26 protein-coding genes and 1 tRNA gene are annotated in these 25,258 nt (G+C 69.6%); 18 read left to right on the forward strand and 9 right to left on the reverse strand.

The features are described from left to right. Positions 1-72: 72 nt before the first annotated feature. Positions 73-1,395, forward strand: coding sequence for a PucR family transcriptional regulator (locus Q7X29_RS11720; RefSeq protein ID WP_218716871.1), 1,323 nt, complete (start codon positions 73-75; stop codon positions 1,393-1,395). After that, on the forward strand, positions 1,392-1,736 hold the full coding sequence (hisI, locus tag Q7X29_RS11725; protein WP_218716870.1) for a phosphoribosyl-AMP cyclohydrolase: 345 nt from the start codon (positions 1,392-1,394) through the stop codon (positions 1,734-1,736). Before Q7X29_RS11720 ends, hisI begins: the two co-directional genes overlap by 4 nt. Here hisI and Q7X29_RS11730 read toward each other — a convergent pair. The 6 genes from Q7X29_RS11730 to Q7X29_RS11755 form a co-directional block, all read right to left on the reverse strand. Continuing rightward, on the reverse strand, positions 1,733-2,200 hold the full coding sequence (locus tag Q7X29_RS11730; protein WP_218716869.1) for a MarR family winged helix-turn-helix transcriptional regulator: 468 nt from the start codon (positions 2,198-2,200) through the stop codon (positions 1,733-1,735). The two genes, hisI and Q7X29_RS11730, sit on opposite strands and share 4 nt — an antisense overlap. 217 nt (positions 2,201-2,417) lie before the next feature. Continuing rightward, the gene (locus Q7X29_RS11735) at positions 2,418-4,088 is read right to left on the reverse strand and encodes a methyltransferase (RefSeq protein ID WP_218716868.1); all 1,671 of its coding nucleotides are present in this window, start codon (positions 4,086-4,088) and stop codon (positions 2,418-2,420) included. A gap of 14 nt (positions 4,089-4,102) precedes the next feature. Continuing rightward, positions 4,103-5,281, reverse strand: coding sequence for a 4-hydroxybenzoate 3-monooxygenase (locus Q7X29_RS11740; RefSeq protein ID WP_255587148.1), 1,179 nt, complete (start codon positions 5,279-5,281; stop codon positions 4,103-4,105). 76 nt (positions 5,282-5,357) lie between these two features. Further along, the gene (locus tag Q7X29_RS11745; RefSeq protein WP_218716867.1) at positions 5,358-5,927 is read right to left on the reverse strand and encodes a permease; all 570 of its coding nucleotides are present in this window, start codon (positions 5,925-5,927) and stop codon (positions 5,358-5,360) included. 61 nt (positions 5,928-5,988) lie between these two features. Then, positions 5,989-6,459 (reverse strand): peroxiredoxin, encoded by a 471-nt coding sequence (locus Q7X29_RS11750; RefSeq protein ID WP_218716866.1) that lies wholly within the window; start codon positions 6,457-6,459, stop codon positions 5,989-5,991. Positions 6,460-6,577: 118 nt separating this feature from the next. After that, complete coding sequence (locus Q7X29_RS11755; protein WP_218716865.1) at positions 6,578-6,853, reverse strand: hypothetical protein; 276 nt, start codon at positions 6,851-6,853, stop codon at positions 6,578-6,580. A gap of 134 nt (positions 6,854-6,987) precedes the next feature. Between Q7X29_RS11755 and Q7X29_RS11760 the strand changes: the two genes are divergently transcribed. The 11 genes from Q7X29_RS11760 (at position 6,988) to Q7X29_RS11810 (ending at position 18,404) form a co-directional block, all read left to right on the forward strand. After that, a complete protein-coding gene (locus tag Q7X29_RS11760; protein WP_218716864.1) occupies positions 6,988-8,526 on the forward strand; it encodes an anthranilate synthase component I in 1,539 nt (512 codons plus the stop codon). After that, positions 8,523-9,212, forward strand: coding sequence for a TIGR02234 family membrane protein (locus Q7X29_RS11765; protein WP_218716863.1), 690 nt, complete (start codon positions 8,523-8,525; stop codon positions 9,210-9,212). Before Q7X29_RS11760 ends, Q7X29_RS11765 begins: the two co-directional genes overlap by 4 nt. A 124-nt stretch (positions 9,213-9,336) precedes the next feature. After that, a complete protein-coding gene (gene trpC, locus Q7X29_RS11770; RefSeq protein WP_218716862.1) occupies positions 9,337-10,158 on the forward strand; it encodes an indole-3-glycerol phosphate synthase TrpC in 822 nt (273 codons plus the stop codon). Next, complete coding sequence (trpB, locus tag Q7X29_RS11775; RefSeq protein WP_316574066.1) at positions 10,155-11,417, forward strand: tryptophan synthase subunit beta; 1,263 nt, start codon at positions 10,155-10,157, stop codon at positions 11,415-11,417. The genes trpC and trpB overlap by 4 nt, the downstream gene beginning before the upstream one ends. Next, complete coding sequence (gene trpA, locus Q7X29_RS11780) at positions 11,414-12,226, forward strand: tryptophan synthase subunit alpha (protein WP_316574067.1); 813 nt, start codon at positions 11,414-11,416, stop codon at positions 12,224-12,226. The genes trpB and trpA overlap by 4 nt, the downstream gene beginning before the upstream one ends. 191 nt (positions 12,227-12,417) lie before the next feature. Then, entirely contained in the window at positions 12,418-13,569 is a 1,152-nt protein-coding gene (gene lgt, locus Q7X29_RS11785) for a prolipoprotein diacylglyceryl transferase (RefSeq protein WP_316574068.1), read from the forward strand. A 224-nt stretch (positions 13,570-13,793) separates the two neighbouring features. Further along, positions 13,794-14,336: a TM2 domain-containing protein gene (locus tag Q7X29_RS11790; RefSeq protein ID WP_316574069.1), complete on the forward strand. Its 543-nt coding sequence runs from the start codon at positions 13,794-13,796 to the stop codon at positions 14,334-14,336. A gap of 161 nt (positions 14,337-14,497) precedes the next feature. Continuing rightward, entirely contained in the window at positions 14,498-15,256 is a 759-nt protein-coding gene (locus tag Q7X29_RS11795) for an amino acid ABC transporter substrate-binding protein (protein ID WP_255587147.1), read from the forward strand. 3 nt (positions 15,257-15,259) lie between these two features. Continuing rightward, a complete protein-coding gene (locus Q7X29_RS11800) occupies positions 15,260-15,931 on the forward strand; it encodes an amino acid ABC transporter permease (RefSeq protein WP_255587146.1) in 672 nt (223 codons plus the stop codon). Positions 15,932-16,074: 143 nt separating this feature from the next. After that, entirely contained in the window at positions 16,075-17,493 is a 1,419-nt protein-coding gene (gene pyk / locus Q7X29_RS11805; protein ID WP_218716857.1) for a pyruvate kinase, read from the forward strand. A 2-nt stretch (positions 17,494-17,495) separates the two neighbouring features. Beyond that, positions 17,496-18,404 carry an acyl-CoA thioesterase gene (locus Q7X29_RS11810; protein ID WP_308248381.1) on the forward strand — a complete coding sequence of 303 codons (909 nt, stop codon included), beginning with the start codon at positions 17,496-17,498 and terminating at the stop codon, positions 18,402-18,404. A gap of 7 nt (positions 18,405-18,411) precedes the next feature. On the opposite strand, the gene Q7X29_RS11815 is transcribed toward Q7X29_RS11810, so the two are convergent. The 3 genes from Q7X29_RS11815 to Q7X29_RS11825 form a co-directional block, all read right to left on the reverse strand. Beyond that, positions 18,412-18,780, reverse strand: coding sequence for a hypothetical protein (locus Q7X29_RS11815; protein ID WP_308248380.1), 369 nt, complete (start codon positions 18,778-18,780; stop codon positions 18,412-18,414). A 131-nt stretch (positions 18,781-18,911) separates the two neighbouring features. Next, positions 18,912-19,529 carry an arsenate reductase/protein-tyrosine-phosphatase family protein gene (locus Q7X29_RS11820; protein ID WP_218716855.1) on the reverse strand — a complete coding sequence of 206 codons (618 nt, stop codon included), beginning with the start codon at positions 19,527-19,529 and terminating at the stop codon, positions 18,912-18,914. Between the two features lie 185 nt (positions 19,530-19,714). Beyond that, positions 19,715-20,224: a monooxygenase family protein gene (locus Q7X29_RS11825; protein WP_316574070.1), complete on the reverse strand. Its 510-nt coding sequence runs from the start codon at positions 20,222-20,224 to the stop codon at positions 19,715-19,717. A 112-nt stretch (positions 20,225-20,336) separates the two neighbouring features. Here Q7X29_RS11825 and Q7X29_RS11830 point away from each other — a divergent pair. From Q7X29_RS11830 to Q7X29_RS11850, 5 genes are all read left to right on the forward strand, one after another. Continuing rightward, positions 20,337-20,423 (forward strand) — tRNA-Leu (locus tag Q7X29_RS11830). A 237-nt stretch (positions 20,424-20,660) separates the two neighbouring features. After that, positions 20,661-21,278 carry an ANTAR domain-containing response regulator gene (locus tag Q7X29_RS11835; protein WP_218716853.1) on the forward strand — a complete coding sequence of 206 codons (618 nt, stop codon included), beginning with the start codon at positions 20,661-20,663 and terminating at the stop codon, positions 21,276-21,278. A gap of 272 nt (positions 21,279-21,550) precedes the next feature. Next, a complete protein-coding gene (locus Q7X29_RS11840) occupies positions 21,551-22,708 on the forward strand; it encodes a branched-chain amino acid ABC transporter substrate-binding protein (RefSeq protein WP_218716852.1) in 1,158 nt (385 codons plus the stop codon). A gap of 70 nt (positions 22,709-22,778) precedes the next feature. Further along, positions 22,779-23,816 carry a branched-chain amino acid ABC transporter permease gene (locus tag Q7X29_RS11845; protein ID WP_218716851.1) on the forward strand — a complete coding sequence of 346 codons (1,038 nt, stop codon included), beginning with the start codon at positions 22,779-22,781 and terminating at the stop codon, positions 23,814-23,816. Next, positions 23,813-25,228 carry a branched-chain amino acid ABC transporter permease gene (locus Q7X29_RS11850; protein WP_316574071.1) on the forward strand — a complete coding sequence of 472 codons (1,416 nt, stop codon included), beginning with the start codon at positions 23,813-23,815 and terminating at the stop codon, positions 25,226-25,228. Before Q7X29_RS11845 ends, Q7X29_RS11850 begins: the two co-directional genes overlap by 4 nt. Positions 25,229-25,258 lie beyond the last annotated feature (30 nt).

The raw sequence follows: 25,258 nt of genomic DNA on the forward strand, positions 1-25,258 counted from the left end.
ACGCTCTCGTCCGCTGCGGACAGGGCGCCCGGCGGTTGACACCGGTAAATCGGACATGCAAACTCCCCGGACATGTCGGCTGGATCACATCTGCTCACCGCGTCGAACTCGGATCCGGTGCACGCCGAGCGCGCGCGGATCGTCGGATGCGCCTACGACCACGCCGACGACATCGCCGACGACGTGATGGCCAAGCTGCGCACCGAGCTGCCCGGCTACGGCACCGCCGACCCCGGCTTCCTCGCCGACGTGCACGACCAGCTGGCCCGGCTGAGCCGCACCGGGCTCGGCGCGCTGCTCGAACGCAAGCGGGTCACCCCGGCCGATGTCACCTACGCCCGGCAGGCCGCCGCCCGGCGGGCGCGCTCGGGCCTGCCGCTGGTCGACTACATCGCCGCGTTCCGGCTGGGACAGCGCGCCATCTGGAAATCGCTGCTCGCCCACGCCGGCGACACCGAGGCAGGCCGCGAGGCCGTGCTCTCGCTGGCCGGTCCGCTGGCCCGCTACACCGACCTGATCAGCACCCAGGCCACCGACGCCTACCTGGAGTTCCAGCAGTACGTGGCCGCCGAGTCCGGCCGCGACAGCCAGGCGCTGATGGACACGCTGCTCGACGGCACCCTGCCCGCGGGCGGCCCGCATCTGTCGGTGGCCACCGCGCACGGGATCGGCGCGGACCGCACCACCCCGCTGGTCGTGGTGACCGCCGTGGTGCTGGATGGCTCTGCGCGCGCCGATTCCGCCGACGGGCTCGGGGAGACAAGGCAATTGGTGTCCGCGGCCGCCGCGCGGGTCGGGGTCAACGGGTTGCGCACACTGTCGGTGGTGCGCGGCGGCGAGATCGTCGCGATTCCCGCGCTCGGGCGCGACGGTTCGGCCGAGCAGCTGTGCCAACGACTGCGCGCAATGCGTGAGGACCTCGCCGCCGAGGGCATCGCGCTGGCGGTCGGGGTGAGCACCGCGGTCACCGAGGTCGCCCAGATCCCGCGTGCCTACCGGCAGGCCCAGGCCGCGCTCGCGCTGCTGCCCGAGGACGGCGGCGTGCTCGCGCTCCCGCAGCTGACGCCGTTCCGGTACCTGCTGCTGCGCGCCGACGACACCACCCGCCAGCTGGTCGACCCGCGCATCGGCGCCGCGCTGGCCGACGACCGCGCCCGCGGCGGCTCGCTGGCCGAGACCATCCGCGCCTTCGCCGCCGCCGACATGAACCTGCGCGAAGCCGCCGACACGCTGCGCATCCACCTCAACACCGCCAAGTACCGGCTCGGGCGGATCCAGGAGCTGACCGGCCGCAATGTGCGCAGCGTCAACGACCTGGTGGAACTGCTGGTGGCGATCGAGCTGCAGACCGGGCAGTCGGCGCGTTCCGGTACGGCTGTTATAAACGAGGCATGAGCCTCGATCCCGCCATCGCCGCACGCCTCAAGCGCAACGACGCGGGTCTGGTCGCCGCCGTCGCCCAGGAGAAGTCGACCGGTGACGTGCTGATGATGGCCTGGATGGACGACGAGGCGCTGGCCAGGACCATCGCGACCCGCAAGGGCACCTACTACTCGCGGTCGCGTCAGCAGTACTGGGTCAAGGGCGAGACCTCGGGCCACACCCAGTACGTGCACGAGGTGCGGCTCGACTGCGACGGCGACACGATCCTGCTGATCGTCGACCAGGAGGGCGCGGCCTGTCACACCGGCACGCACACCTGCTTCGACACCGACGTGCTGCTGGCCGCCGACTAGTCGCCGTCCTCGGCCAGGACACTGTTCAGCCGCGCCGACAGGGTTTCCCCGAGCTCGGCCAGCTGGGCGGTCTGCTCGGCGTCGAGTCCGTCGAGCACCAGCCGGCGCACGGCCTCGACGTAGCCCGGCGTGGCCGCGAGCACCTTCGCGAATCCGGCGTCGGTGAGCACCGCGTGCACCCCGCGCCTGCCCGCGGTGGAGTCGCGCCGGGCCCAGCCCAGCCGCTCCAGCTTCGACACCACATGCGACAGTCGCGATAGCGACGCATTTGCTTTGTGGGCGAGATCACTCAGCTGCAGGCGATGGCCCGCTTCCTCGGAGAGCAGGCTCAACACCCGGAACTCGAAATGGGTCAGCCCGGCCTCGCGCTGCAGCCGCGTATCGAGCGCACCCGGGATCCGGGCCATGAGCGCCACGATCGCCTGCCAGGCGCGCTGTTCGACGGGGTCGAGCCACTGGGTCATCGCCGGCACTGTCTCGCGGCCGAACGACAGGGCGGGTGTACTGGGGCACGCACCGAACCGAGTTTGCCACGACGTCGCTGTGGCGTCCGCGAGTTGGCCGCGGTCGTGAGGTCACTCACAGCATCGCCGACCTCGTATCGCGAAAAGCCCGTCGCCCCAGCCGCTGTCGGGCCCGCGCGCACCGATGGTGCGGCCGGACCCGGCGCGGAGCGTCCGCTCAGTCGGCGTGGCGCGCGTGCAGCAGCGCGAACCCCAGCGGCAGCTCGTCGTGCCCGATCAGCTCGAGCCCGGCCGACTTCAGTACCGCGCGATAGTGGGTGACGGTGCGTTCGCGCCCGCCGACATTGCACAGCATGTGCAGGTCCCAGGCGGGCGCGAGGGACCGGGACCCGTCCTCGGGCAGCAGCCGTTCCACGATGTAGAGCCGGGCGTGCTCGGACATCGCCGCGGCGCACCCGCGCAGGATCGCGCGGCAGTCCGCGTCGTCCCAGTCGTGCAGGACCCGCGACAACAGATAGATGTCACCGCCGGTCGGCACCTCGGCGGTGAAGAAGTCCCCGCCCACCAATTCGCAGCGCGACAGGCAGCCCGCCGCCGCCAAGGTCGTCCGCGCGCGCGGCAGGGTGGACTCGCGCTCGAACAGGATGCCGCGCAGCTGTGGGTTCGCCGCGACCACGCGTGCCAGCAATTCGCCGGTGCCGCCGCCGACGTCGACCACCGTGCGCGCGGTGGCGGTCCCGACGAGCCCGGCGACCTGGCCGAAGATCGACGCGCTCGCCGCCATGGCCCGATCGAACAGGCTCGCACGCTCCGGGTCGGCCCGGAAATACTCGAAATGGTGCCTGCCGAAGTGGTGGTCGAAGGCCGTCCGGCCGGTCCGCACGGCGTAGCCGAGTTCGCCGAACGACTCGTAGAACGCGCCGCCATAGAGACACGCCAGCGGATGCAGCGACGGCTGGGCGCCGGCGGCGAGCAGCCTGCCGGTCTCGGTGAGCGTGTAGCCCGCGCCGAGCGGCTCGACGATCTCGAGCTGGGCCAGGTAGCGCAACAGCCGGGTGAGCGCGTCGAAGTCGGTCCCGGTCGCGGCGGCGAGCTCGCCGAGCGGTCCGCCCGGCGTCTCGGCGAGCCGGTCGGCGATGCCGGACCCGGCGGTGACGGCCAGCGCCTGGGTCGCCCAGGCACCGGTGAGCAACCCGAGCAGCCGCGTCGCGGGATCGGCGGATTCGCTCGTGTGCCGGGCGAGTTCGCGGGGATGCGCACCGGCGACATACAGCTCCACCCGCCGGTCGGTCCGCGCGCCCGGCCTGCGGAAATAGAAGCTGGTGGCGTCCTCGCGGTCGTTGTAGCCACCGTGGTCGGGGCGCAGCCCGCCCGGCCCGGTGAGCAGCGCGCGCAGCCCGGCCAGGGTCAGGGGGTCGACGGGCCCGGTGGCCAGCGCGATGTGGGCCTCGTGCGCCTCGGCGCGCTCGAGGTCGGCCACCTCGGCGGGCGCGGCGGGCAGCGCGAAGATCTCGAGCGCGCAGGGTGTGCCGTCGGCGGCGGGGAGCGCCGCGCGCACGATCCGCACCGGCACCCGCTGGGGGTCGAGGCCGTGGCGGGCCGCCACCCGCTGCCGGACCACGACGCTGGGCTCGTTCGAGTCGATCGTGAGGCCGTGCGTCGCGAGCAGGTCGTCGAGGGCGGCGAGGTCGGGCGGGAACACCATGACCGCGGCGTGCGCGAACCGGCAGCGATCGGCGATCGCCCCGCGTTCGGCCTCGCTGAGCCGGGGCAGCAGCCGGGCGAGCACGCTGTCGGTGTCATGGGTTCCGACGAACCGCGCGGCCGCGGCCACGCGGTCGTCATCGAGCGGGTCGATCCGGGATTGCACTGCCGGCGAGCGGGTCACGCGTCCTCCTGGATTCAGATACCGACGTAGTTCTCCGCGAAGAAGTCCTGATGGGGTCGTGAGGTGGCCAGGCTGTGCAGCCGGGCCTGCTGGAGCTCGCGATCGAAGCCCGCGTGCGGACCGGTGGGCGGATGCAGCAGGCCGATCATCCAGTGCGAGAACTCGTGCGCGCGCCGGATGCGCGGGACGCAGTCGGCCGAGTGCCGCCGCAGGGCGGACTCGTCGCCGTGATCGACCGCGGCGATCAGGGCCGCGGCGAGCGAGCGCGCGGTGAGGATGGCCAGGTTGGCGCCCTTGGCCGCGGCCGGGCTGATCGTGGAGGCCGCGTCGCCCGCCAGGAACAGCCGGCCCTGCTGGATCGGGTCGAGGATCTCCGACCGCAACCGGACCAGTCCGCGCTCGAGGATCGGGCCCGTGCGCAACGGTCCGTACCGGTCGGCGCGCAGCCGGGTCGACAGCGCGCTCCAGACTCGGTCCTCGCTCCAGCGCAGGGCGTCCTCGTCGGCGCACTGCAAGTAGTAGCGGGTCACCTCGGGGCTGCGTGGCATCTGGCCCGCGAAGCCGTCGGGGTGGACGCCGTAGGCGACGGTGTCGGTCGTCGGCGGGGCCTGAGCCAGCAGCGCGAGCCAGGTGATGGCGTAGTCGCGGGTGGAGCGCGGGCCGCGCACGGCGCGGCGGGCCGCGCCGCGCGCGCCGTCGCATCCGACCAGGTAGCGCGCGGTGATCCGGTGACTCTCGCCGTCCGCGGTGCGGGCCAGCACCCACGGCCGCTCGCCGGGTTCGTCCCCGATCCGTTCGGCGGTGGTCGCGCACCGCAGCTCGCCGCCGCGTCGCAGGTACTCGGCGACCAGATCGGTGACCAGCCGCTGCTGGGGGTAGACGGTGTGCACCTCGCCCCGCCCGAGCTCGTCGTAGGACAGCTCGATCCGGCCGTCGCCGCTGCGGAACTCGCAGCTGTGGTGCGTGCGGCCGCCGGTGCGCAAGCCGGTGTCGAGTCCGTGCTCGGCCAGCACCGCGACACCGGCGGGAGCCAGGAAACCGGCACGGGCGCGCTGCTCGATGTGCGGGCGGTCGCGCCGTTCCAGGATCAGCACATCGATCCCGGCCGCGCGCAGGATGTTGCCGAGGACGAGGCCGGCCGGACCGGCGCCGAGCACGAGGACCGAGGTCGACTCGCTGCTCCCGATCGGCATGGGAACGGAGCTTAGGTCACCGCGGCGGCGCCGGGCGTCTGCCGCGGTGGCGTGTTGCTGGGATTATTCGGAAAAGCTATTGCTCGCCGGGGATCGGCGCGGTCGGAGCGGGCGCGGTGTCGGCGGCTTTGGCGGCCTTGCGCCGGGTGAGGCCGCGCTTGCCCATCAGGGCGAGCACCAGCAGGAAGATCAACCCCGCCACGATCGCGCCGACCAGGCAGGCGCCGCGGAAGGCGGGTGCGTCGACGTCGAGGATGCGCTGACCCGCGTGCGCCGCGTTGTTGCCGCCGAGCACGATCGTGAGCGTCATCAGGTTGGGCACCGCCAGCAGCAGCGCGATGATCACCGAGGCGCCCGCGATGAACTTGCCGCCCTTGCGTTTCCACACGCGCACCGCCAGCAGCACCAGCAGCAGCGGAGCGAGGGTGAACACCAGGCCGTAGACCAGGCCCCACCAGATGCCCTGGGTGAAGCTGCCGTGCACCACGCTCGCCAGGCGCTGCGCCCACCAGCGGGGGATGAACGACGACAGGATGAGATAGGCGATCACCAGGACGACGGCCGTGGCGACCGTGATGATCGCCCGGTTGCGCCACACGGTCGCCGTGGACTTCTGACCGTTCGACTGCACCTCGCCGGTTGTCATCTCCCCAGCGTAGAGGCGGCCGGGACGCCGGACGCCGATCCGGCGCCCGGCGTTTCGCCGGTTACTCCGCGGCGGTGGCGCGGGTCCGCAGGAAGGCCAGCGCCTCGTCGGCGTGCACGGCGGCGCGGAGTTCGCCGGTGACGACCTTCAGGATGGTCCGGTCGGTGTCGATGACGAAGGTGTGCCGCTTGACCGGGGCCAGCTTGCCCAGCAGCCCGCGCTTGACGCCGAAGGCCGCGGCCACCGCGCCGTCGGCGTCGGAGAGCACCGGGTAGTCCAGTCGCTGCTTGGTGGCGAATCCGGCCTGCACCTCGGTGCTGTCGGTGCTGATGCCGGCGCAGGAGGCGCCGATGGCGGCGAACTCCGCGCTCAGATCGCGGAAGTGGCAGGCCTCGGCCGTACACACGGGGGTATTGGCCGCCGGGTAGAAGAACAGCACGAGTGGACCGTCGGCGAGCAAGCCGTCGAGCGTGCGGAGCTGGGCGGACTGGTCGGGGAGCTCGAACTGCGGAGCGCGCTGGCCTGGCTGCATGATGCGACCCTATCGACCGGGCCGGGTGTACGGAAGATCCCCGCCCGCTGACGCGAACGGGGACCATGTCCCGATCGACCGGCACCGCCCCCGACGGACCGCACCCGTCGAACGGTGCCTAGCGCTTGAGCAGGGCCGCGATCTCCGGGTTGCGGATCTCCATCACGTCGAGGATGCCGTGCACGCGCAGCATCGGCTCGAGTTGCCGGATCCGGTCGCGGTGTGCCGCGTACTCGTCCGGATAGGTCTTCTCGTCCAGATCCTGCATCTCTTTGGCGTAGGTGACGAACGACGTGAGCGCGCTCGCCGCGGACAGCTGGCCGGGACCGTAGTGCTGCTGCGACGGGGCGGCGAGTCGGCCGTCCTGAGCGCCCTGGTGCGAGGGGTACAACATTGCTCCTCTCGGAAAGGGGGGATACCGCATGCGACATGGAACGCGCGCGAGTGTAGTGATGCCGATCACCCCTTGTCGCATCCCGGGGTCGGGTCAGCGCACAGGTGTCGCGACCCGCCTGGGATGATGGGGAAATGCAGGGCGCGTCGACATCAACCACCACGACCCGTGACCAGTTCCGGGTGCTCGCCGCCGAGCACCGGGTGGTCCCGGTGACCCGAAAGGTGCTGGCGGACTCCGAGACTCCGCTCTCGGCCTACCGCAAGCTGGCCGACGACCGGCCGGGCACCTTCCTGTTCGAGTCCGCCGAGAACGGTCGCTCGTGGTCGCGCTGGTCGTTCATCGGCGCGGGCAGTCCGTCGGCGCTGACCGTCGTCGACGGCGAGGCCGCCTGGCTCGGCACCGTCCCCGCCGACGCGCCCTCGGGCGGTGATCCGCTGCGCGCGCTGCACGAGACCCTCGAACTGCTGCGCACCGAACGGCTGCCCGGTCTGCCGCCGCTGACCGGCGGCCTGGTCGGCTACCTCGGCTACGACGCCGTGCGCCGGATCGAACGGCTGCCCGAGCTGGCCACCGACGATCTGCAACTGCCCGAACTGGTGCTGATGCTGGCCACCGACCTGGCCGCGTTCGACCACCACGAGGGCGCGATCACCCTCATCGCCAACGCGGTGAACTGGAACGGCACCGACGAGAACGCCGACGCCGCCTACGACGACGCCGTCGCCCGGCTGGACCGGATGACCGCCGCGCTGGCCGCGCCGGCGCCGTCGACCGTGTCGGTCTTCGACCGGCCCGAGCCGGAGTACCTGCGCAGGCGCACCACCGAGGAGTTCGGCGTGGGCGTGCGCCGCCTGATCAAGGAGATCGAGGCGGGCGAGGCGTTCCAGGTGGTGCTCTCGCAGCGCTTCGAGATGGACTACACCGGCTCGCCGCTGGCGGTCTACCGGATGCTGCGGGCGTCGAATCCGAGCCCGTACATGTACCTGATGCACATCCCCGACGGCGACGGCGGCACCGCGTTCTCCATCGTCGGCTCCAGCCCCGAATCGCTGGTCACCGTGAAGGACGGCGTCGCCACGACGCACCCGATCGCGGGCACCCGGTGGCGCGGGCAGAGCGCCGAGGACGACATCCTGCTGGAGAAGGACCTGCTGGCCGACGACAAGGAGAACGCCGAGCACCTGATGCTCGTCGATCTGGGCCGCAACGATCTGGGCCGGGTCTGCCGCCCCGGCACGGTGCGGGTCACCCAGTACCGGCACGTCGAGCGCTACAGCCACGTCATGCACCTGGTCTCGACGGTGTCCGGCCGGCTCGCCGAGGGCAAGATCGCGCTCGACGCGGTGCAGGCCTGTTTCCCGGCGGGCACGCTGTCCGGCGCGCCGAAGGTGCGGGCGATGGAGCTCATCGAGGAACTCGAACCGACCCGGCGCGGCGTCTACGGCGGCGTCGTCGGCTACCTCGACTTCGCCGGGGACGCCGACACCGCCATCGCCATCCGCACCGCGCTGCTCAAGGACGGCACCGCCTACGTACAGGCCGGCGCGGGCGTGGTCGCCGACTCCGACCCGGTCTACGAGGACACCGAGGCCCGCAACAAGGCGATGGCGGTGCTCAAGGCGATCGCGGCCGCGCAGACCCTGCGGACCTACGAGGACGGCGGCTCGTGACCGACGCGCCCGCCGACACCGCGAAAGCGGCCAAGCCCATCGTCCCGGTGGCGCTGCTGGCGCTGGCGGCGGCCGGGCTCTGGGCCTCGTCGCGGATGACCTGGGTGACGGTGCACTCCGCCGACGGGCTCACCGAACCGCGCACCGACGAGCTCGACGGCGCCACCTGGTTCGGTGCGCTCACCCCGCTGGCACTGGTCCTGGTCGCCTCGATCGCCGCGGTGTTCGCGGTGAAGGGGGCGCTGCGGCAGTTGCTCGGCGTGGTGGTCGCGGTCGTCGCCGCGGTGGCGGCGGTGCCCGGGTTCGCGCTGGTCGTGGGGGAGGGCCGGACCGCGGAGCGGGCGGGCACCCTGGCCGAGCTGCCGGTGCGCGCGGTCGTCAGCGGCGCCGACGCGCATATCGGGCCCGCGCTGCTGTCGATCGTGGCCGCGGTGCTGGCACTGATCGCGGGGGTGCTGCTGACCCGCCGCGGCGACGGCAGTGGGCAGCTGTCCGGCAAGTACGACAACCCCGTGTTCCGCCGGGCCGACGCCAGCGCGGAGGTGAGCAAGCAGCGCGAGGAGACCGGCGCCGCCGCGCCGCTGTCGGACCGGGTGCTGTGGGACGCGCTCGACGCGGGCACCGATCCCACCGACACCGCCGAGGGGCCGGACGGCGACGACAAGTCGCCCGGCCGCGCACCGTGACCCCCGGCACCCCCGCCGCAGTGACACGCGCGGCAGCCATTTATTGTTGTCAAGCATCGGTGAGACAGCGCCTGAGGGGACTCTCAGGTGAGAAGTTCGTCTCCCCAGAAAGGATTCGAGCCAGATGACGGTACTCGACTCGATTCTCGACGGGGTTCGGGCGGATGTTGCCGCTCGCGAAGCCCTCCTCGATTTTCAGGCGATCAAAGCCGCAGCGGCCGCCGCCAAGGCGCCGCTGAACGCGAACGCCGCGTTGCACGAGGACGGGATCGGTGTCATCGCCGAGGTGAAGCGTGCCAGCCCCTCCAAGGGCGCGCTGGCCGACATCCCCGATCCGGCCGTCCTGGCCAAGGCCTACGAAGACGGCGGCGCGCGCATCATCAGCGTGCTCACCGAGGGCAGGCGTTTCGGTGGTTCGCTCGACGATCTCGATGCCGTCCGCGCCGCCGTGAACATCCCGGTCCTGCGCAAGGACTTCGTCGTCGGCCCGTACCAGATCCACGAGGCCCGGGCCCACGGCGCCGATGTGATCCTGCTGATCGTGGCCGCGCTCGAGCAGGACGTGCTGTCCTCGCTGATCGACCGCACCGAATCACTGGGCATGACCGCTCTCGTGGAGGTACACACCGAGGAAGAGGCCGATCGCGCGCTGGAAGCGGGCGCGTCGGTGATCGGTGTCAACGCTCGCAACCTCAAGACCCTGGAGGTCGACCGCGACGTGTTCGCGCGGATCGCTCCCGGCCTGCCCTCGGAGGTCATCCGGGTGGCCGAGTCCGGCATCCGCGGCACCGCCGACCTGCTGGCCTACGCCGGCGCGGGCGCCGACGCGGTGCTCGTCGGCGAGGGCCTGGTGACCAGCGGTAACCCGCGCGCCGCGGTGTCGGAGCTGGTGACCGCCGGTACCCATCCGTCCTGCCCGAAGCCGGCCCGGCGGAGCATCCGGTGACCGCGCTGCCCCAGGCCAGTGCGGGCGTCGCCCAGCACAGCGACTACGAGCCCGACGCGGGCGGCCACTTCGGCGTCTACGGCGGACGGCACGTCCCCGAGGCGCTGATGGCGGTGATCGAGGAGGTCACCGCCGAGTACGACAAGGTCCGCTCCGACCACACCTTCCTCGACGAGCTCGATCGGCTGCAGCGCGACTACACCGGCCGTCCGTCGCCGGTGTTCGAGTGCGCCAACCTGGCCCAGCACGCGGGCGGCGCGCGGATCTTCCTCAAGCGCGAGGACCTCAACCACACCGGCTCGCACAAGATCAACAACGTGCTCGGCCAGGCGTTGCTCGCCAAGCGGATGGGCAAGACCCGCGTCATCGCCGAGACCGGCGCGGGCCAGCACGGCGTGGCCACCGCCACCGCGTGCGCGCTGCTCGGCCTGAACTGCGTCATCTACATGGGCGCCGTCGACACCGCCCGCCAGGCCCTGAACGTGGCCAGGATGCGGCTGCTCGGCGCCGAGGTCGTTTCGGTGACCACCGGTTCGCAGACCCTCAAGGACGCCATCAACGAGGCGCTGCGCGACTGGGTCTCCCACGCCGACGACACCTACTACTGCTTCGGCACCGCCGCGGGGCCGCACCCGTTCCCGCTGATGGTGCGCGATTTCCAGCGCATCATCGGGATCGAGGCGCGCCAGCAGATCACCGAGCGCGTCGGCAGGCTGCCCGACGCGGTCGTGGCCTGCGTCGGCGGCGGCTCCAACGCCATCGGCATCTTCCACGCCTTCATCCCCGACGCGGGTGTGCGGCTGATCGGCTACGAGGCGGCCGGCGACGGCGTCGAGACCGGCAGGCACGCGGCCACCTTCACCGGCGGCACCCCGGGCGCGTTCCAGGGCGCGTACTCGTACCTGCTCCAGGACGAGGACGGCCAGACCATCGAGTCGCATTCGATCTCGGCCGGTCTGGACTATCCGGGCGTCGGCCCCGAGCACGCCCACCTCAAGGACATCGGCCGCGCGGAGTACGCGCCGATCACCGACACCGAGGCGATGGACGCGCTGCTGCTGCTGTCGCGCTCGGAGGGCATCATCCCGGCGATCGAGTCCGCGCACGCCGTGGCCGGTGCGCTGAAGCTCGGCAAGGAGCTCGGCGAGGGCGCGATCATCCTGGTCAACCTGTCCGGTCGCGGCGACAAGGACATGGACACCGCGGGCCACTGGTTCGGCCTGTTCGACGACGACGCCGCCGAGGAGAACGCCCAGTGAGTCAGCAGTCCCGCCTGGCCAACACCTTCGCGGCCGCGCGTGCCGAGAACCGGGCCGCCCTGATCGGCTACCTGCCGGCGGGTTACCCCGATCTGGCCGGGTCCATCGAGGTCTGCCAGGCCATGGTCGAATCCGGTTGCGACATCGTCGAAGTGGGCGTCGCCTACTCCGATCCGGTGATGGACGGACCCACCATCCAGGCCGCCGCCGAGCAGGCGCTGCGCGGTGGCGTGCGGGTGCGCGACGTGTTCTCCGTCGTCGAGGCGATCACCGACGCCGGTGGTCAAGCCGTGGTGATGAGCTACTGGAACCCGGTGCTCCGGTACGGCGTCGACAAGTTCTCGCGCGACCTGGCCGCGGCAGGCGGCGCGGGCATCATCACGCCGAACCTGATCCCGGACGAGGCCGACGACTGGTTCATCGCCTCGGCCACCCACAACCTGGATCGCATCTTCCTGGTCGCGCCGTCCTCGACCGAGGAACGCCTGGTGAAGACGCTCGAGGCCTCGCGCGGATTCATCTACGCCGCCTCGACCATGGGCGTGACCGGTGCCCGCGACGTGGTCTCCTCGGCCGCGCCTGCGCTGTGCGCCCGCATCCGCGCGCACTCCGACATCCCGATCGGGGTCGGCCTGGGTGTGCGTTCGGGGGCCCAGGCCGCCGAGATCGCCGCCTACGCGGACGGCGTGATCGTCGGATCGGCGCTGGTCTCGGCCGCCGCCGAGGGCCTGGACGCGGTGCGCGCCCTGACCAGCGAGCTCGCCGACGGCGTGCGGTCCCGCCTCTCCGCGACTTCTGGCCAGCTCTAGGCGCGGGGTCGGACGGCCACGCGGCCGGCGGTCAGTCGGAAGCCGGCGCAGCCCGTCCCCGGTGAGTTACCCAAGTCCTTGCGCAACTGTGTTGTGCTCGGTCGTATCCGGGTCCGGCGCGGTGGCCTTGTCATGTCGACGACCACCGCCGTCAGGGTCACAGTCACTCGCCGGTACGGCACTGAACTAACGTGGGGGCCGTGAACTCAGTCCTGGCCTACCTTCCGAGTCCGCCCCAGGGTGTCTGGCACCTCGGACCCTTCCCGCTTCGGGCGTACGCGCTGTTCATCATCCTCGGCATCGTCGTCGCCATCTGGTGGGGCGAGCGCCGGTGGCAACAGCGCGGCGGTCAGCAGGGCGCGGTCCTCGATGTCGCGATGTTCGCGGTGCCGTTCGGCCTGGTCGGCGGCCGGCTCTACCACGTGGCCACCGATTGGCAGAAGTACTTCGGCCCCGGCAAGCACCCGGTCGAGGCGCTCTACATCTGGCAGGGCGGCCTCGGCATCTGGGGCGCGGTGTTCCTCGGCGGCATCGGCGCCTGGATCGGCTGCCGCGTCTACAAGATCCCGCTGCCCGCGCTCGGTGACGCCATCGCGCCCGCCGTGCTGCTCGCGCAGGCGATCGGCCGCCTCGGCAACTACTTCAACCAGGAGCTCTACGGCCGCACCACCGAGGTGCCGTGGGGTCTCGAGATCTACGAGCGGTTCGACCCGGAGACCGGTGCGCGGGACATGATGAACGGGGTCTCGACCGGGCGGGTGCTCGAGGTCGTGCACCCGACGTTCCTGTACGAGCTCGTGTGGAACGTGCTGGTCGTCGTGCTGCTGGTGCAACTGGACAAGCGTTTCAAGATCGGCCACGGCCGCCTGTTCGCGCTCTACGTGGCCGGCTACAGCTTCGGCCGCTTCTTCGTCGAGCTGATGCGCAACGACGAGGCCACCCACATCCTCGGCATCCGGATCAACTCGTTCACCGCCGCACTGGTCTTCCTCGGCGCCATGGCCTACTTCGCGCTGGCGACCAAGGGCCGTGAGACACCCGCGCAGTTGCAGCCCGGTGGCGAGCCGCGGCCGTGGCCGTGGCAGTTCTCGGCGCTGCGGGCCGCGGGCGCGGCCGACAACGCCGCCGTCGAGCTCGACAAGTCCACTGCCGCAACGGCTTCGGTCGAGGCGAAGGCCGCTGACGCGGAGACCACCGACGCGGAGGAATCGAAGGACGCGGCGGCCGGCACTGCCTCTGCCACCGCCGAGCCGGCGCCGGACAAGGTCGAATCGGACACCGCCGCCGACGGCGAGCAGACAGACACCGCCGAGCCACAGCAGTCGGGCGCGAAGAAGGCCTGATCAGCGACCTCTCGTACGAAGTGAACGGGCGTCCGGCAACATTCCGGGCGCCCGTCGCGATACTGCCTACGAGTGCTGCGGACCGTTCGTGTGGTACCCGAGGAGACAACGGCCGGTCCTTATGACCACAATGGCCGGTGATCGTCGCGGGCGCACCGCCGTTCGGCCGATCGCCACTGGCCGGGGGCCACGACGGGTACCCGCACGAATGATGGAGGACATGAGTGACCGACCCCTACAACCCCAATCCCCAGTACGGTCCCGACCTGAGTAAGCAGCCCGACTCCGGCTCCCAGCCGCAGTACGGTCAGCCTGCCTACGGCCAGCCCTCGGATCCGTACGCGCAGCAGCCCGGCTACGGGCAGCAGCAGCAGCCGGGATACGGCCAGCCGCAGTACGGTCAGCCGCAGCCGCAGTACGGCCAGCCCGCCGACCCGTACGCTCAGCCGCAGCCCGCCTACGGCGCCGCGCCCTACGGCGGCATGCCGCAGGGCTACAACCCGGCCGATCCGGAAGCGCCGTACGGCCGCGACATGTACGGTGTCCCGTTCTCGGACAAGCAGAAGCTGATGGCCGGTCTGCTCGAGATCTTCCTCGGCAGCTTCGGCGTCGGTCGTTTCTACCTGGGCTACACCGGTCTGGGCATCGCCCAGATCGCCGTGGTCTGGCTGACCTGTGGCATCGGCGCCATCTGGCCGCTGATCGACGGCATCATGATGCTCACCGGCAAGGTGCCCGACGCGCAGGGCCGTCCGCTGCGCGACTGATCGCTACGCACCAGAAACGGGTACTCCGCGTCCGCGGAGTACCCGTTTCGTGTTTCCCGGCCGGGATTGCGCTCACCGTGAGCGATACTCTGTGTCGGTCCAGCGCGGCGCCGTAGCGTCGCTTGGCCTGCGCGTGCCCGATGCGCGCAGCGGAGAAAGGGATGTCCGTGCGCAAACTGCTTGCCGCCGCCGTGCTCGCCGTCGTCGCCGCGACGGGTCTGTCGGCCTGCTCGTCCGACGCCGACCCGAACGTGCTGAAAGTCGGCACCGAGGGCACCTACGCGCCGTTCAGCTATCAGGACAACGGCACCCTCACCGGCTACGACGTCGAGGTCGCCCAGGCGATCGGTGAGAAGCTCGGCAAGCGGGTCGAATTCGTGCAGACGCCCTGGGACTCGATCTTCGCCGGACTGGAGTCCCAGCGCTTCGACCTGGTCGCCAACCAGGTGACCGTCAATCCCGAACGCACCGCCAAGTACTCGCTGTCGCAGCCGTACACGACGTCGGAGGGCGTGATCGTCACCAAGTCCGACAACACCACCATCACCTCGCTGGCGGACCTGTCGGGCAAGACCACCGCGCAGTCGGCCACCAGCAACTGGGGCAAGGTCGCCGCGGGCGCCGGCGCGAAAGTCGAAGCGGTCGAAGGGTTCGTGCAGGCGGTACAGCTGCTGAAGGCGGGCCGCGTCGACGCGACCGTCAACGACACCCTCGCCGTGGGTGAGTACACCAAGAAGACCGGCGACACCGGCATCAAGATCGCGGGCAAGACCGGCGAGACCAGCAAGCAGGCCTTCGCCGCCCGCAAGGACGACGCCGCCCTGATCGCCGACATCGACAAGGCGCTCGAACAGCTGCGCGCCGACGGCACGCTGACCAGGCTGTCGGAGAAGTACTTCGGCACCGACGTCAGCAAATAACGGATGGATCCCGCGACCAGGGAGCTGATCTGGCACAACCTGTGGCCGATGCTGAAGGCCACGGTGACCGCGACGCTGCCGTTGACGGCGATCAGTTTCGTCATCGGGCTGGCGATCGCGGTCGGTGTCGCGCTGGCCAGGATGTCGTCGAAGCGGGCGCTGTCGCTGCCCGCCCGCTTCTACATCTCGATCATCCGTGGTACCCCGCTGCTGGTGCAGCTGTTCATCGTGTTCTACGCGCTGCCGCAGTTCGACATCGTCATCGATCCGTTCCCGGCCGCGGTGATCGCGTTCAGCCTCAATGTCGGCGGCTACGCCGCGGAGGTGGTGCGCTCGGCGATCATGAGCGTCGCGCCGGGGCAGTGGGAGGCGGCCGAGTCGCTGGGCATGACCTACCCGCAGACACTCTGGTACGTGGTGTTCCCGCAGGCGTCCCGGATCGCGGTGCCGCCGTTGTCGAATACGCTCATCTCGCTGGTCAAGGACACCTCGCTGGCCTCGACCATCCTGGTCACCGAACTGCTGCGCACCGCGCAGCTGGCGGCCGCGCCGACCTTCGACTTCTTCGCCCTCTACGGCGTCGCGGCTCTCTACTACTGGGTGATCTGCCTCATCCTGGGCTTCGGCCAGAGCCGCCTGGAGACCAGGCTGTCCAGGCACGTCGCCGTTCGGTGACAAACGATTTCGTGAACACCGGGGTAACTCGCCGGGAACGCCACGCCCTGCTCCGCCGATATCCGGCGGTCCGGTCGGCCAGGGGGCTTACACCCCCGACCGGCGAAGTACGCGGGGAGGCGGGGGAGTACTAGGCTTGCCGTGTGATGCGACGGACGAAGATTGTGTGCACCCTCGGACCGGCTACGGCCACCCAGGACCGTATTCGGGAACTCGTCGAAAGCGGCATGGACGTCGCCCGGCTGAACTTCAGCCACGGCGAGCACGCCGACCACGCCGACAACTACAAGATGGTCCGCGCGGCCTCGGACGAGACCGGCCGCGCGGTCGGCATCCTCGCCGACCTACAGGGCCCCAAGATCCGCCTCGGCCGGTTCACCGACGGCCGTACCACCTGGGCCAACGGCGAACAGGTGCGGATCACCGTCGACGATGTCGACGGCACCCACGACCGCGTCTCCACCACCTACAAGCAGCTCGCCCAGGACGCCAAGGCCGGTGACCGCCTGCTCGTCGACGACGGCAAGGTCGGCCTGACGGTCGAGAGCATCGACGGCAACGATGTCGTCTGCCGGGTCACCGAGGGCGGCCCCGTGAGCAACAACAAGGGCCTGTCGCTGCCCGGCATGGACGTGTCGGTGCCCGCCCTGTCCGAGAAGGACATCGAAGACCTCGAATTCGCCTTGAAACTGGGCGTGGACTTCATCGCGCTGTCGTTCGTGCGCTCACCGTCCGACATCGAACTTGTGCACGACATCATGGACAAGGTCGGCCGCCGGGTGCCGGTCATCGCCAAGCTGGAGAAGCCGGAGGCGATCGACAACCTCGAGGCCATCGTGCTGGCCTTCGACGCGGTGATGGTCGCCCGTGGTGATCTGGGTGTCGAACTGCCGCTCGAGCAGGTGCCGCTGGTACAGAAGCGGGCCATCCAGATGGCGCGCGAGAACGCCAAGCCGGTCATCGTCGCGACCCAGATGCTGGAGTCGATGATCGAGAACTCCCGCCCGACCCGTGCCGAGGCCTCCGACGTCGCCAACGCGGTGCTCGACGGTGCCGACGCGGTGATGCTCTCCGGCGAGACCTCGGTCGGCGCCTGGCCGATCGACGCGGTGCGCACCATGAGCCGCATCGTCACCGCGGTGGAGTCCGAGACGAACCGGGTCCCTCCGCTGACCCACGTTCCCCGTACCAAGCGCGGCGTGATCTCCTACGCGGCCCGCGACATCGGCGAGCGGCTCAACGCCAAGGCGCTGGTGGCCTTCACCCAGTCCGGTGACACCGTGCGCCGCCTGGCCCGGCTGCACACCCCGCTGCCGCTGCTGGCGTTCACCCCGCTGCCGGAGGTGCGCAGCCAGCTGACACTGACCTGGGGCACCGAGACCTTCATCGTGCCGATGGTGGACAGCACCGACGCGATGATCCATCAGGTCGACCAGGCGCTGCTGTCGATGGATCGGTACCGCAAGGGCGACCTGGTGGTCATCGTCGCCGGTTCCCCGCCGGGTACCGTCGGTTCCACCAACCTGATCCACGTTCATCGCATCGGCGAGGAGGACCACTAGTCGTGAGTAGTTCGGCAGGCGGATCGATCGAGGCCGCGACCGTGCAGGGCGAGCCGTCACCCGATCTTCGGGTGCTGCTCGACCTGCTCGACCTCGAACCGATCGGCGAGGACGTCTTCCTCGGCAACCATCCCGAGAAGGTGTGGAGCCGCACCTTCGGCGGGCAGCTGGTGTCGCAGGCGATCGTCGCTGCCGGACGCACCGCCGGGGAGCGGCCGCTGCACGCGATCAACGCGCACTTCGTGCGCGGCGGCGACGTGAAGAAGCCGATCGAATACCACGTGCAGCGGCACCGCGACGGCCGCGCGCTCGCGAACCGGACGGTGACCGCCAGCCAGGACGGCCAGGAGCTGTTCGTCATGCTGGCGGCCTTCCAGGACTGGGGCAAGGGTCTCGAGCACTCCCACGAGGGTCCCCAGGTGCCCGATCCGGAGACACTGCCCCGGATCGAGGAGAGCTTCGCCGGCTTCGAGGACAAGCTGGAGATGTTCATCAACGCGCCGCACCCGATCGACATGCGCTACACCAACGATCCGGCGTGGATTCTCAAGGGCACCGGCGAGAAGCTCAACCACAACCGCGTGTGGATGCGCACCGACGGCGCGCTGTCCGACGATCCGCTGCTGCACGTGGCCGCGCTCGGCTATTCCTCCGACACCACGGTGCTGGATTCGATCATCACCACGCACGGTTTGTCGTGGGGACTGGACCGGATTCTCGCGGCGACGGTGAATCACTCGATCTGGTTCCATCGCCCGTTCCGCTTCGACGACTGGACGCTGTACGCGACCGAATCGCCGGTGGCCGCCGGCTCGCGCGGACTGGCGACGGGCCGGTTCTATTCGCGCAGTGGCGAACTGCTCGCCACCACCGTCCAGGAAGGCGTCATCCGGCACTTCCCGGCCCGCTGAGCGAGGGTCAGCGCCGCTCGACGTCGAGTTCCCATTCGAGGTCGGTGCGCTGATCCGCGCGCAGCGCGAACGGGACGGCCTGGGTGGCCGCGCCGTACACCGCCAGGGCAAGTCCGTGCTCGAGGTCGGCGATGTCGGCATCGGTGAGATCGGCCGGCTCGCCGACCAGGCTCAGCGCGATCTCGAACGTTGCTTCGCCTTCCGGCTCGGCGCCGGGATGCGTTCGGCGCCACTGTGATTCGAGTTCTCGATGGAGCGGATCGGCGGCGTCGACGGGCAGGGTGAAGCGCCAGGCGAAGACCTCGCGATCCTGGAGATGGTCGTCGAGAACCGTCCGCACACTGGTGACGATGCGGTCGAGGATTTCCGGGGTCACATACACATGGAGCGAAACATCCGAAATGCGTTTCGGCAAGTCTCCAGTCCTGTCGTGTGTCGAACCTGCAAGGGGAACTTCCACGTCCGCCGAAGTCTAGACCGTCGACGGCCCGGCGAACAGCCTTGCGTTCAGCGTCCGCGCTGCGCGGCCAGAAATGCCGAGAGCGGCCGGGCCGGGGCGGGCTCGATGACCAGCCCGGGCCGCGCGTCCGCGCTGACCTGGTCCTGTTCGTGCGGCGCCAGCGCGGCCAGCAGCGGGAACAGCAGTTCGGCGATCCGGTCGCCGACCTCGAGGAACGCCTCGGGGGACAGCCCGATCGGGTCGGCGATGTTCTCCCGGCCGACATAGGCCAGGTCGTTGCGGGCCCGGTGCAGGGCGGCAATGGATTTCGCGCCGGTGACCTTGGCGATCCGATGCGCCTCGGCCAGGGTGAAGGTGCGCGGCGCGACCCCGAAGGCCAGCTCACCGACCTGGTCGCGCAGCGATTCGGTCATCGTCAGCACCAGATCGGCGCGATCGACCATCTCGGGCTTGAGCTTTCGGGCCTTGAATCCGCTGGGGTCGCCGCCGAGGCCTGCCACGGTCTCCGCGGCCAGCGGTTCGGGCGGAAATCCGACCAGGGCCCGGGTGCCCGCGCTCTCCGCCGTCAGGCCGGTCAGGCCGTTGTCCGCCGCGAACGCCCGGGTGAGCCGTTCGGCGATCACCGACCGGCAGACATTGGAGTTGCAGACGAACAGCACGTGCATACCGACACCGTAATCGGGTCGATTGTCGCGCAGAAGGCTGGAATTGTAACCATCACAGACGCGGTGCTACTTATTCACCTCGCGGTTGAATGCTGTACATGAATCGCAATGCGCAAATCTGTTGTGTGTGACCGTGATACCCGCGAGATAGGGGTTGGAAACCTCTCGATGATATGTGTCGACGATCACTCCTTCGCGTCATAATAATTCGATTCGGTAATAACCGGCGGCACGGCGGGCGGGTCGCCGTGCACCCGGCCCCGGGTGGAGAACATCCGGCCGCGCGCGGGGACGGCGGGCGCGAACGCGGCCAGGCCGGTCGGCCTGGTCATGTCGTCGTAGACGGCGTCGATGCCGCCGCGGCGGAAGTAGGCCTCGTGCCAGAAGCCGGTGCCGCCGGAGTCGCGCAGGAATTCCCGCCACCACTGCCGGTGCGGGTCCGAGCGCGTCCAGCGCTCGAGCGAATCCAGATCGCGCCAGTACTGCCGGGCGCCCCAGTGCGGCGGCAGCATCGACCAGACCACGTCTTCGTGCAGGATCAGGCCGTCGGGGCGGTCGGCGTGGGAGCGGTAGAGCTTGGGGCCGACGCCGAGCAGGCGCAGCATCCCGCGCGGGGTGCGCACCCGCATCCCGAGCAGGATCATCACCAGGTCGGGGTAGGCGTCCAGATCGACCGTCATCCTGTTCACCCGCATGTCCGCGCCCTTCCGCCGTGCCCGCTCTGCCGGTACTACGACGTGGGCGTGCGTGCGGTTCGACCGGCGGTTCGCTTCCCGGCGCGCCGAGACGCTATAGTGACCGCGGTGCGCCGGGTTGGCGGAACTGGCAGACGCGACGGTCTCAAAAACCGTTGTCCGAAAGGACGTGTGGGTTCGAGTCCCACACTCGGCACCACGGCGGAAGCGCGGCATCGGCCGCGCTCCGCGGGGGAGTATCGGTCGCGGGGTGTGCGCGATGTCTCCGCGCTTGCGTTCACCGGCGGTTTCCGACCGCTCAATGCATTCTGTGCGGAAGCGAAAGGTACTCTTTACATCACTCGGTCACCCACGACGGGTTTTTCGGCCGGCTCGCCCGGTGCCGTCGTCTGTCGTGGTGTGATCGACAGGCATCGGAATCCAGAGGGGTCGAACCATGAGCACGAATGCAGGGGGCGCTGGCGCCACGCGTGAGGCCGCGGCCAAGCGTGTCGTCGTCGCCGAGGACGAGGCCCTCATCCGGATGGATCTCGTGGAGATGCTCAAGGAAGAGGGCTACGAGGTAGTCGGTGAAGCGGGCGACGGGCAGCAGGCCGTCGAGCTCGCCGAGGAGCTGCGCCCCGATCTGGTGATCATGGACGTCAAGATGCCGCGCCGCGACGGAATCGACGCCGCCGCCGAGATCGCGTCGAAACGTGTTGCGCCCGTGGTGATCCTGACCGCGTTCAGTCAGCGCGACCTGGTCGAGCGGGCCCGCGACGCGGGCGCCATGGCGTATCTGGTCAAGCCGTTCACCAAATCCGATCTGGTGCCCGCGATCGAACTCGCGGCGAGCCGTTTCCACGAAATCACCGCGCTGGAAACAGAAGTCGCGAATCTGTCGGATCGTTTGGAGACGCGCAAACTGGTCGAGCGTGCCAAGGGTGTGCTCATGCAGACCCAGGGGCTGTCGGAGCCGCAGGCGTTCAAATGGATTCAGCGCACCGCGATGGACCGCCGCACGACCATGAAGGCGGTCGCCGAAGTCGTGCTGGAGAACCTCACCCCGCAGTGAGCTGGAACGCGCCGCTCCGTGTCTCGCGTCGAAAGCCGAAAAACTTTACGTAAGCGAAACAATAATGTGAACTACGACTGGACACGGAGCGTCCGACATGATGCGAATGTGATGCGGATCTAACAAACCGGCGATATGTTCTGTCCGGGCTGAACGTGGTCGGCCCCCTCGGTGACCCCGGGGAGCACAGGACATAGAGGTGAGACGTGCTCAGTTCGACATGGCGCAGTCGTTCGACGCGAGGAGTTCTGGTAATCGGAGCTGCCGCGTCGTTGGTGTTGTCCGGATGCAGCGACAAGTCGTCCGACGGCGGCGGTGGCGGCAACACCGATCTCTCCATCCAGCCGGTCGTCCAGCTCGACACCCAGGGCAAGGCTGTCGCGGCGACCGACGCGGGCACGGCCGCCGACCCCGCGGGCGACGGCAAGGCCAAGTGCGCGCCCCAGACCATCGCGATGGCGGGCCCGCTGACCGGTGGCAACGCCGCGCTCGGCATCAATATCATCGACGGCGTCAAGCTCGCCCTCGACAAGCACAACAAAGCCAACCCGGACTGTCAGGTCTCGGTCAAGCAGTTCGACACCGAGGGTAAGCCGCAGATCGCGAGCCAGGTGATCCCGACGATCGTCAGCGATCCCAGCATCGTGGCGCTGGTCGGCCCGACCTTCTCGGGCGAGACCAAGGCGACCGGCCAGATCCTCAGCGAGGCGGGCATGCCCACGCTGACCGCCTCGGCCACCAACCCGACGCTGACCCAGAACGGCTGGAAGACCTTCTTCCGCGGCCTGGGCAACGACAACTCGCAGGGCCCGGCCGTCGCGAACTACCTGACCGGCGAGAAGGGCTACAAGAAGATCTGCGTCGTGCAGGACAACACCGACTACGGTGCCGGTCTGGCGCAGGCGTTCATCACCGCCGCGGGCCCGGCCGCCGACGCCTCCTGCGCGGTCAGCGTCAAGGAAGGTGACAAGGACTTCTCGGCCGCGGTGTCGAAGCTGTCCGCCGCCAAGCCCGACGCGATCTTCTATGCCGGCTACTACGCGGAGGCGGCGCCGTTCGTGCAGCAGCTGCGTTCCGGCGGCGTGACCGCGACCTTCGTCTCCGCCGACGGCAGCAACGACCCCGAGTTCGTGCGGCAGGCGGGCAGTTCGTCCAAGGACGCGCTGCTGTCGTGCCCGTGCAGCCCGGCGCCGGAGAAGTTCGCGACCGAGTACAAGGCGCTCAACGGCCAGGCGCCCGGCGTCTACTCCGTCGAGGGCTACGACCTGACCACGATCCTGCTCAAGGGCATCGACTCGGGCAAGCTGACCCGCGCCGAGCTCCTGGACTACGTCCGTAACTACGACGGCACCGGCGTCGCCCGCCAGTACAAGTGGGGCGAGACCGGCGAGCTGGCCAACATCCAGATCTGGATGTACCAGGTCAAGTAGTCCCCACGAAAGCGTGTAGCGGTGCGCGTGGCATAGCCACGCGCACCGCTCGCCTGACGCGAGAGAAATCATGACATCAGCGGCTTCGCTCGGTGTGACCCTGTTGGCCGAGGGGTCCATCGATTTCAACGTCTCCGGGGTGATCGACCAGTTCTGGCGATTGACCGTGGACGGTCTCACCTACGGGTCGATCTACGCGTTGGTCGCGGTCGGCTACACGCTGGTCTACGGCGTCCTGAGACTGATCAACTTCGCCCATTCCGAGATCTTCATGCTCGGCATGTTCGGCACCTATGTGGGACTGGAGCTGCTCGGCTTCGCCCCCAGCGGCAACGCGTACTCCCAGGGTGTGCTGCTCACGGTGGTCTATCTCGGTCTGGCGATGCTGTTCGGCATGCTGGTCTCGGGCATCGCCGCGGTCGGCCTGGAACGAGTCGCCTACCGGCCGCTGCGCAGGCGCGGAGCCAAACCCCTGGCCTTCCTGATCACCGCGATCGGCATGTCGTTCGTGATCCAGGAGTTCGTCCACTACATCCTGCCCAAGATCAAGCCCGGCCTCGGCGGCTCCAACGCCCAGACCGGCATCCGGCTGGTGGAGCCGAAGGTACAGTTCACCTTCCTCGGCGCGCAGGTGACCAATGTGGCGCTGGTGATCTTCGCGGCGGCCATCGTGCTCGCCGTCACCACCGAGATCGTCATCAACCGCACCAAGTTCGGCCGCGCCATCCGCGCGGTCGCCCAGGACCCCGACACCGCGACCCTGATGGGTGTCTCGCGCGAGCGGGTCATCGTGCTGACCTTCCTCATCGGCGGCCTGCTCGCCGGCGCGGCCGCGATGCTGTACACCCTCTACATCCCCACCGGCATCATCTTCTCCGGCGGCTTCATCCTCGGTATCAAGGCGTTCAGCGCCGCGGTGCTCGGCGGCATCGGCAACCTGCGCGGCGCGCTGCTGGGCGGCATGATCCTCGGCGTCGCCGAGCAGTACGGACAGATCCTGTTCGGCAACGAATGGCGTGACGTGGTCGCCTTCGTCCTGCTGGTGACGGTGCTGATGTTCCGGCCGACCGGCATCCTCGGCGAGAGCCTGGGGAGGGCGCGCGCATGACCGACACGACGAAAACCCCGGTGAAGAACCAGGATCGACACGGCCTCGGCGACGCGATCCGCGACTGGTGGGACGGGCTCTCGCGGCCGGGCCAGTGGGCCGTCGGCGTGCCGATCATCGCCGTGCTGGCGATCCTGCCGCTGTACCCGCCCCCGCTGATCGACACCCCCGGCGTGAGCTTCGGCGGCGTGATGGCGCAGTTCGCGATGTACGCGCTGATCGCGATCGGCCTGAACGTGGTCGTCGGCCAGGCCGGCCTGCTCGACCTCGGCTATGTCGGCTTCTACGCCGTCGGCGCCTACACGGTCGGCCTGCTGACCAGCCCGAACAGTCCGTGGAACCAGACCGACGGCGGCTGGCTCAATCCCAGCTGGGCGTGGCTGGCCTGCCTGCCGATCGCAGTCGCGCTGACCGCCTTCGCCGGCCTCGTGCTCGGCGCGCCGACACTGCGCCTGCGCGGTGACTACCTGGCGATCGTGACGCTGGGCTTCGGTGAGATCGTGCGCCTGATGGCCGACAACCTCGAGGAACTGACCAACGGCAGCCTCGGCCTGTCCAAGATCGCCTACCCGCAGGTCGGCGAATCCGAAGCGCATCCCGGTGGCTACTTCTCCCCGGGCAACCTCGGTGATCCCGACAGTGCGAATCCGTTGCAGCGGGCCAACAACGGCACCTGGTGGTTCTGGCTCGGCATGGCGCTGGTCGTCGTGGTGCTGCTGGTCATCGGCAACCTCGAGCGCAGCCGTGTCGGCCGCTCCTGGGTCGCCATCCGCGAGGACGAGGACGCCGCCGAGATCATGGGCGTGCCGACCTTCAAGTTCAAGCTGTGGGCCTTCGTGATCGGCGCGTCCGTCGGCGGTCTGTCCGGCGCCATGTACGCCGGTCAGGTCACCTACGTCAACCCCAAGCAGTTCGACATCATCTTGTCGATGCTGTTCCTGTGCGCGGTGGTGCTCGGCGGTTCGGGCAACAAACTCGGCGTGATCGTCGGCGCGTTCCTGATCGCCTATCTGCCGATGCGGTTGCAGTCGGTGCAGCTGGTGTCGAGCGAGTCGACCGGCTATCTGCTGCTCGGGCTCGACATCGCGCTGCTGGTCGGGCTGTGGCTGCTGTGGCGGTGGCGTCGCGACGCGCTGGGCGTGTGGGTGCGGCGCGGGGTGATCACGGTCTCGATCCTCGCGGTGGTCTTCGGGCTGCTGCTGTTGGGTAGCGTGCTGCTCTACCGCAAGGGCGGCGCGCAGAATCTCGGTGACCTGAAGTACCTCTACTTCGGCATCGCGCTGGTGGTGATGATGATTCTGCGGCCACAGGGTCTGTTCCCGGTGCGGCAGAAACTGCTCACCTACGGCAGACAGGTGTACCAGGCGGTCGTGCGCAAGCCGGCGGCCGAACCGATCGGAGCAGGGCGATGACGGGGCCGGGCGCGGGAGACGCGCTGTACG

The organism is Nocardia canadensis, assembly GCF_032656385.1.
Lineage (GTDB): Bacteria > Actinomycetota > Actinomycetes > Mycobacteriales > Mycobacteriaceae > Nocardia > Nocardia canadensis.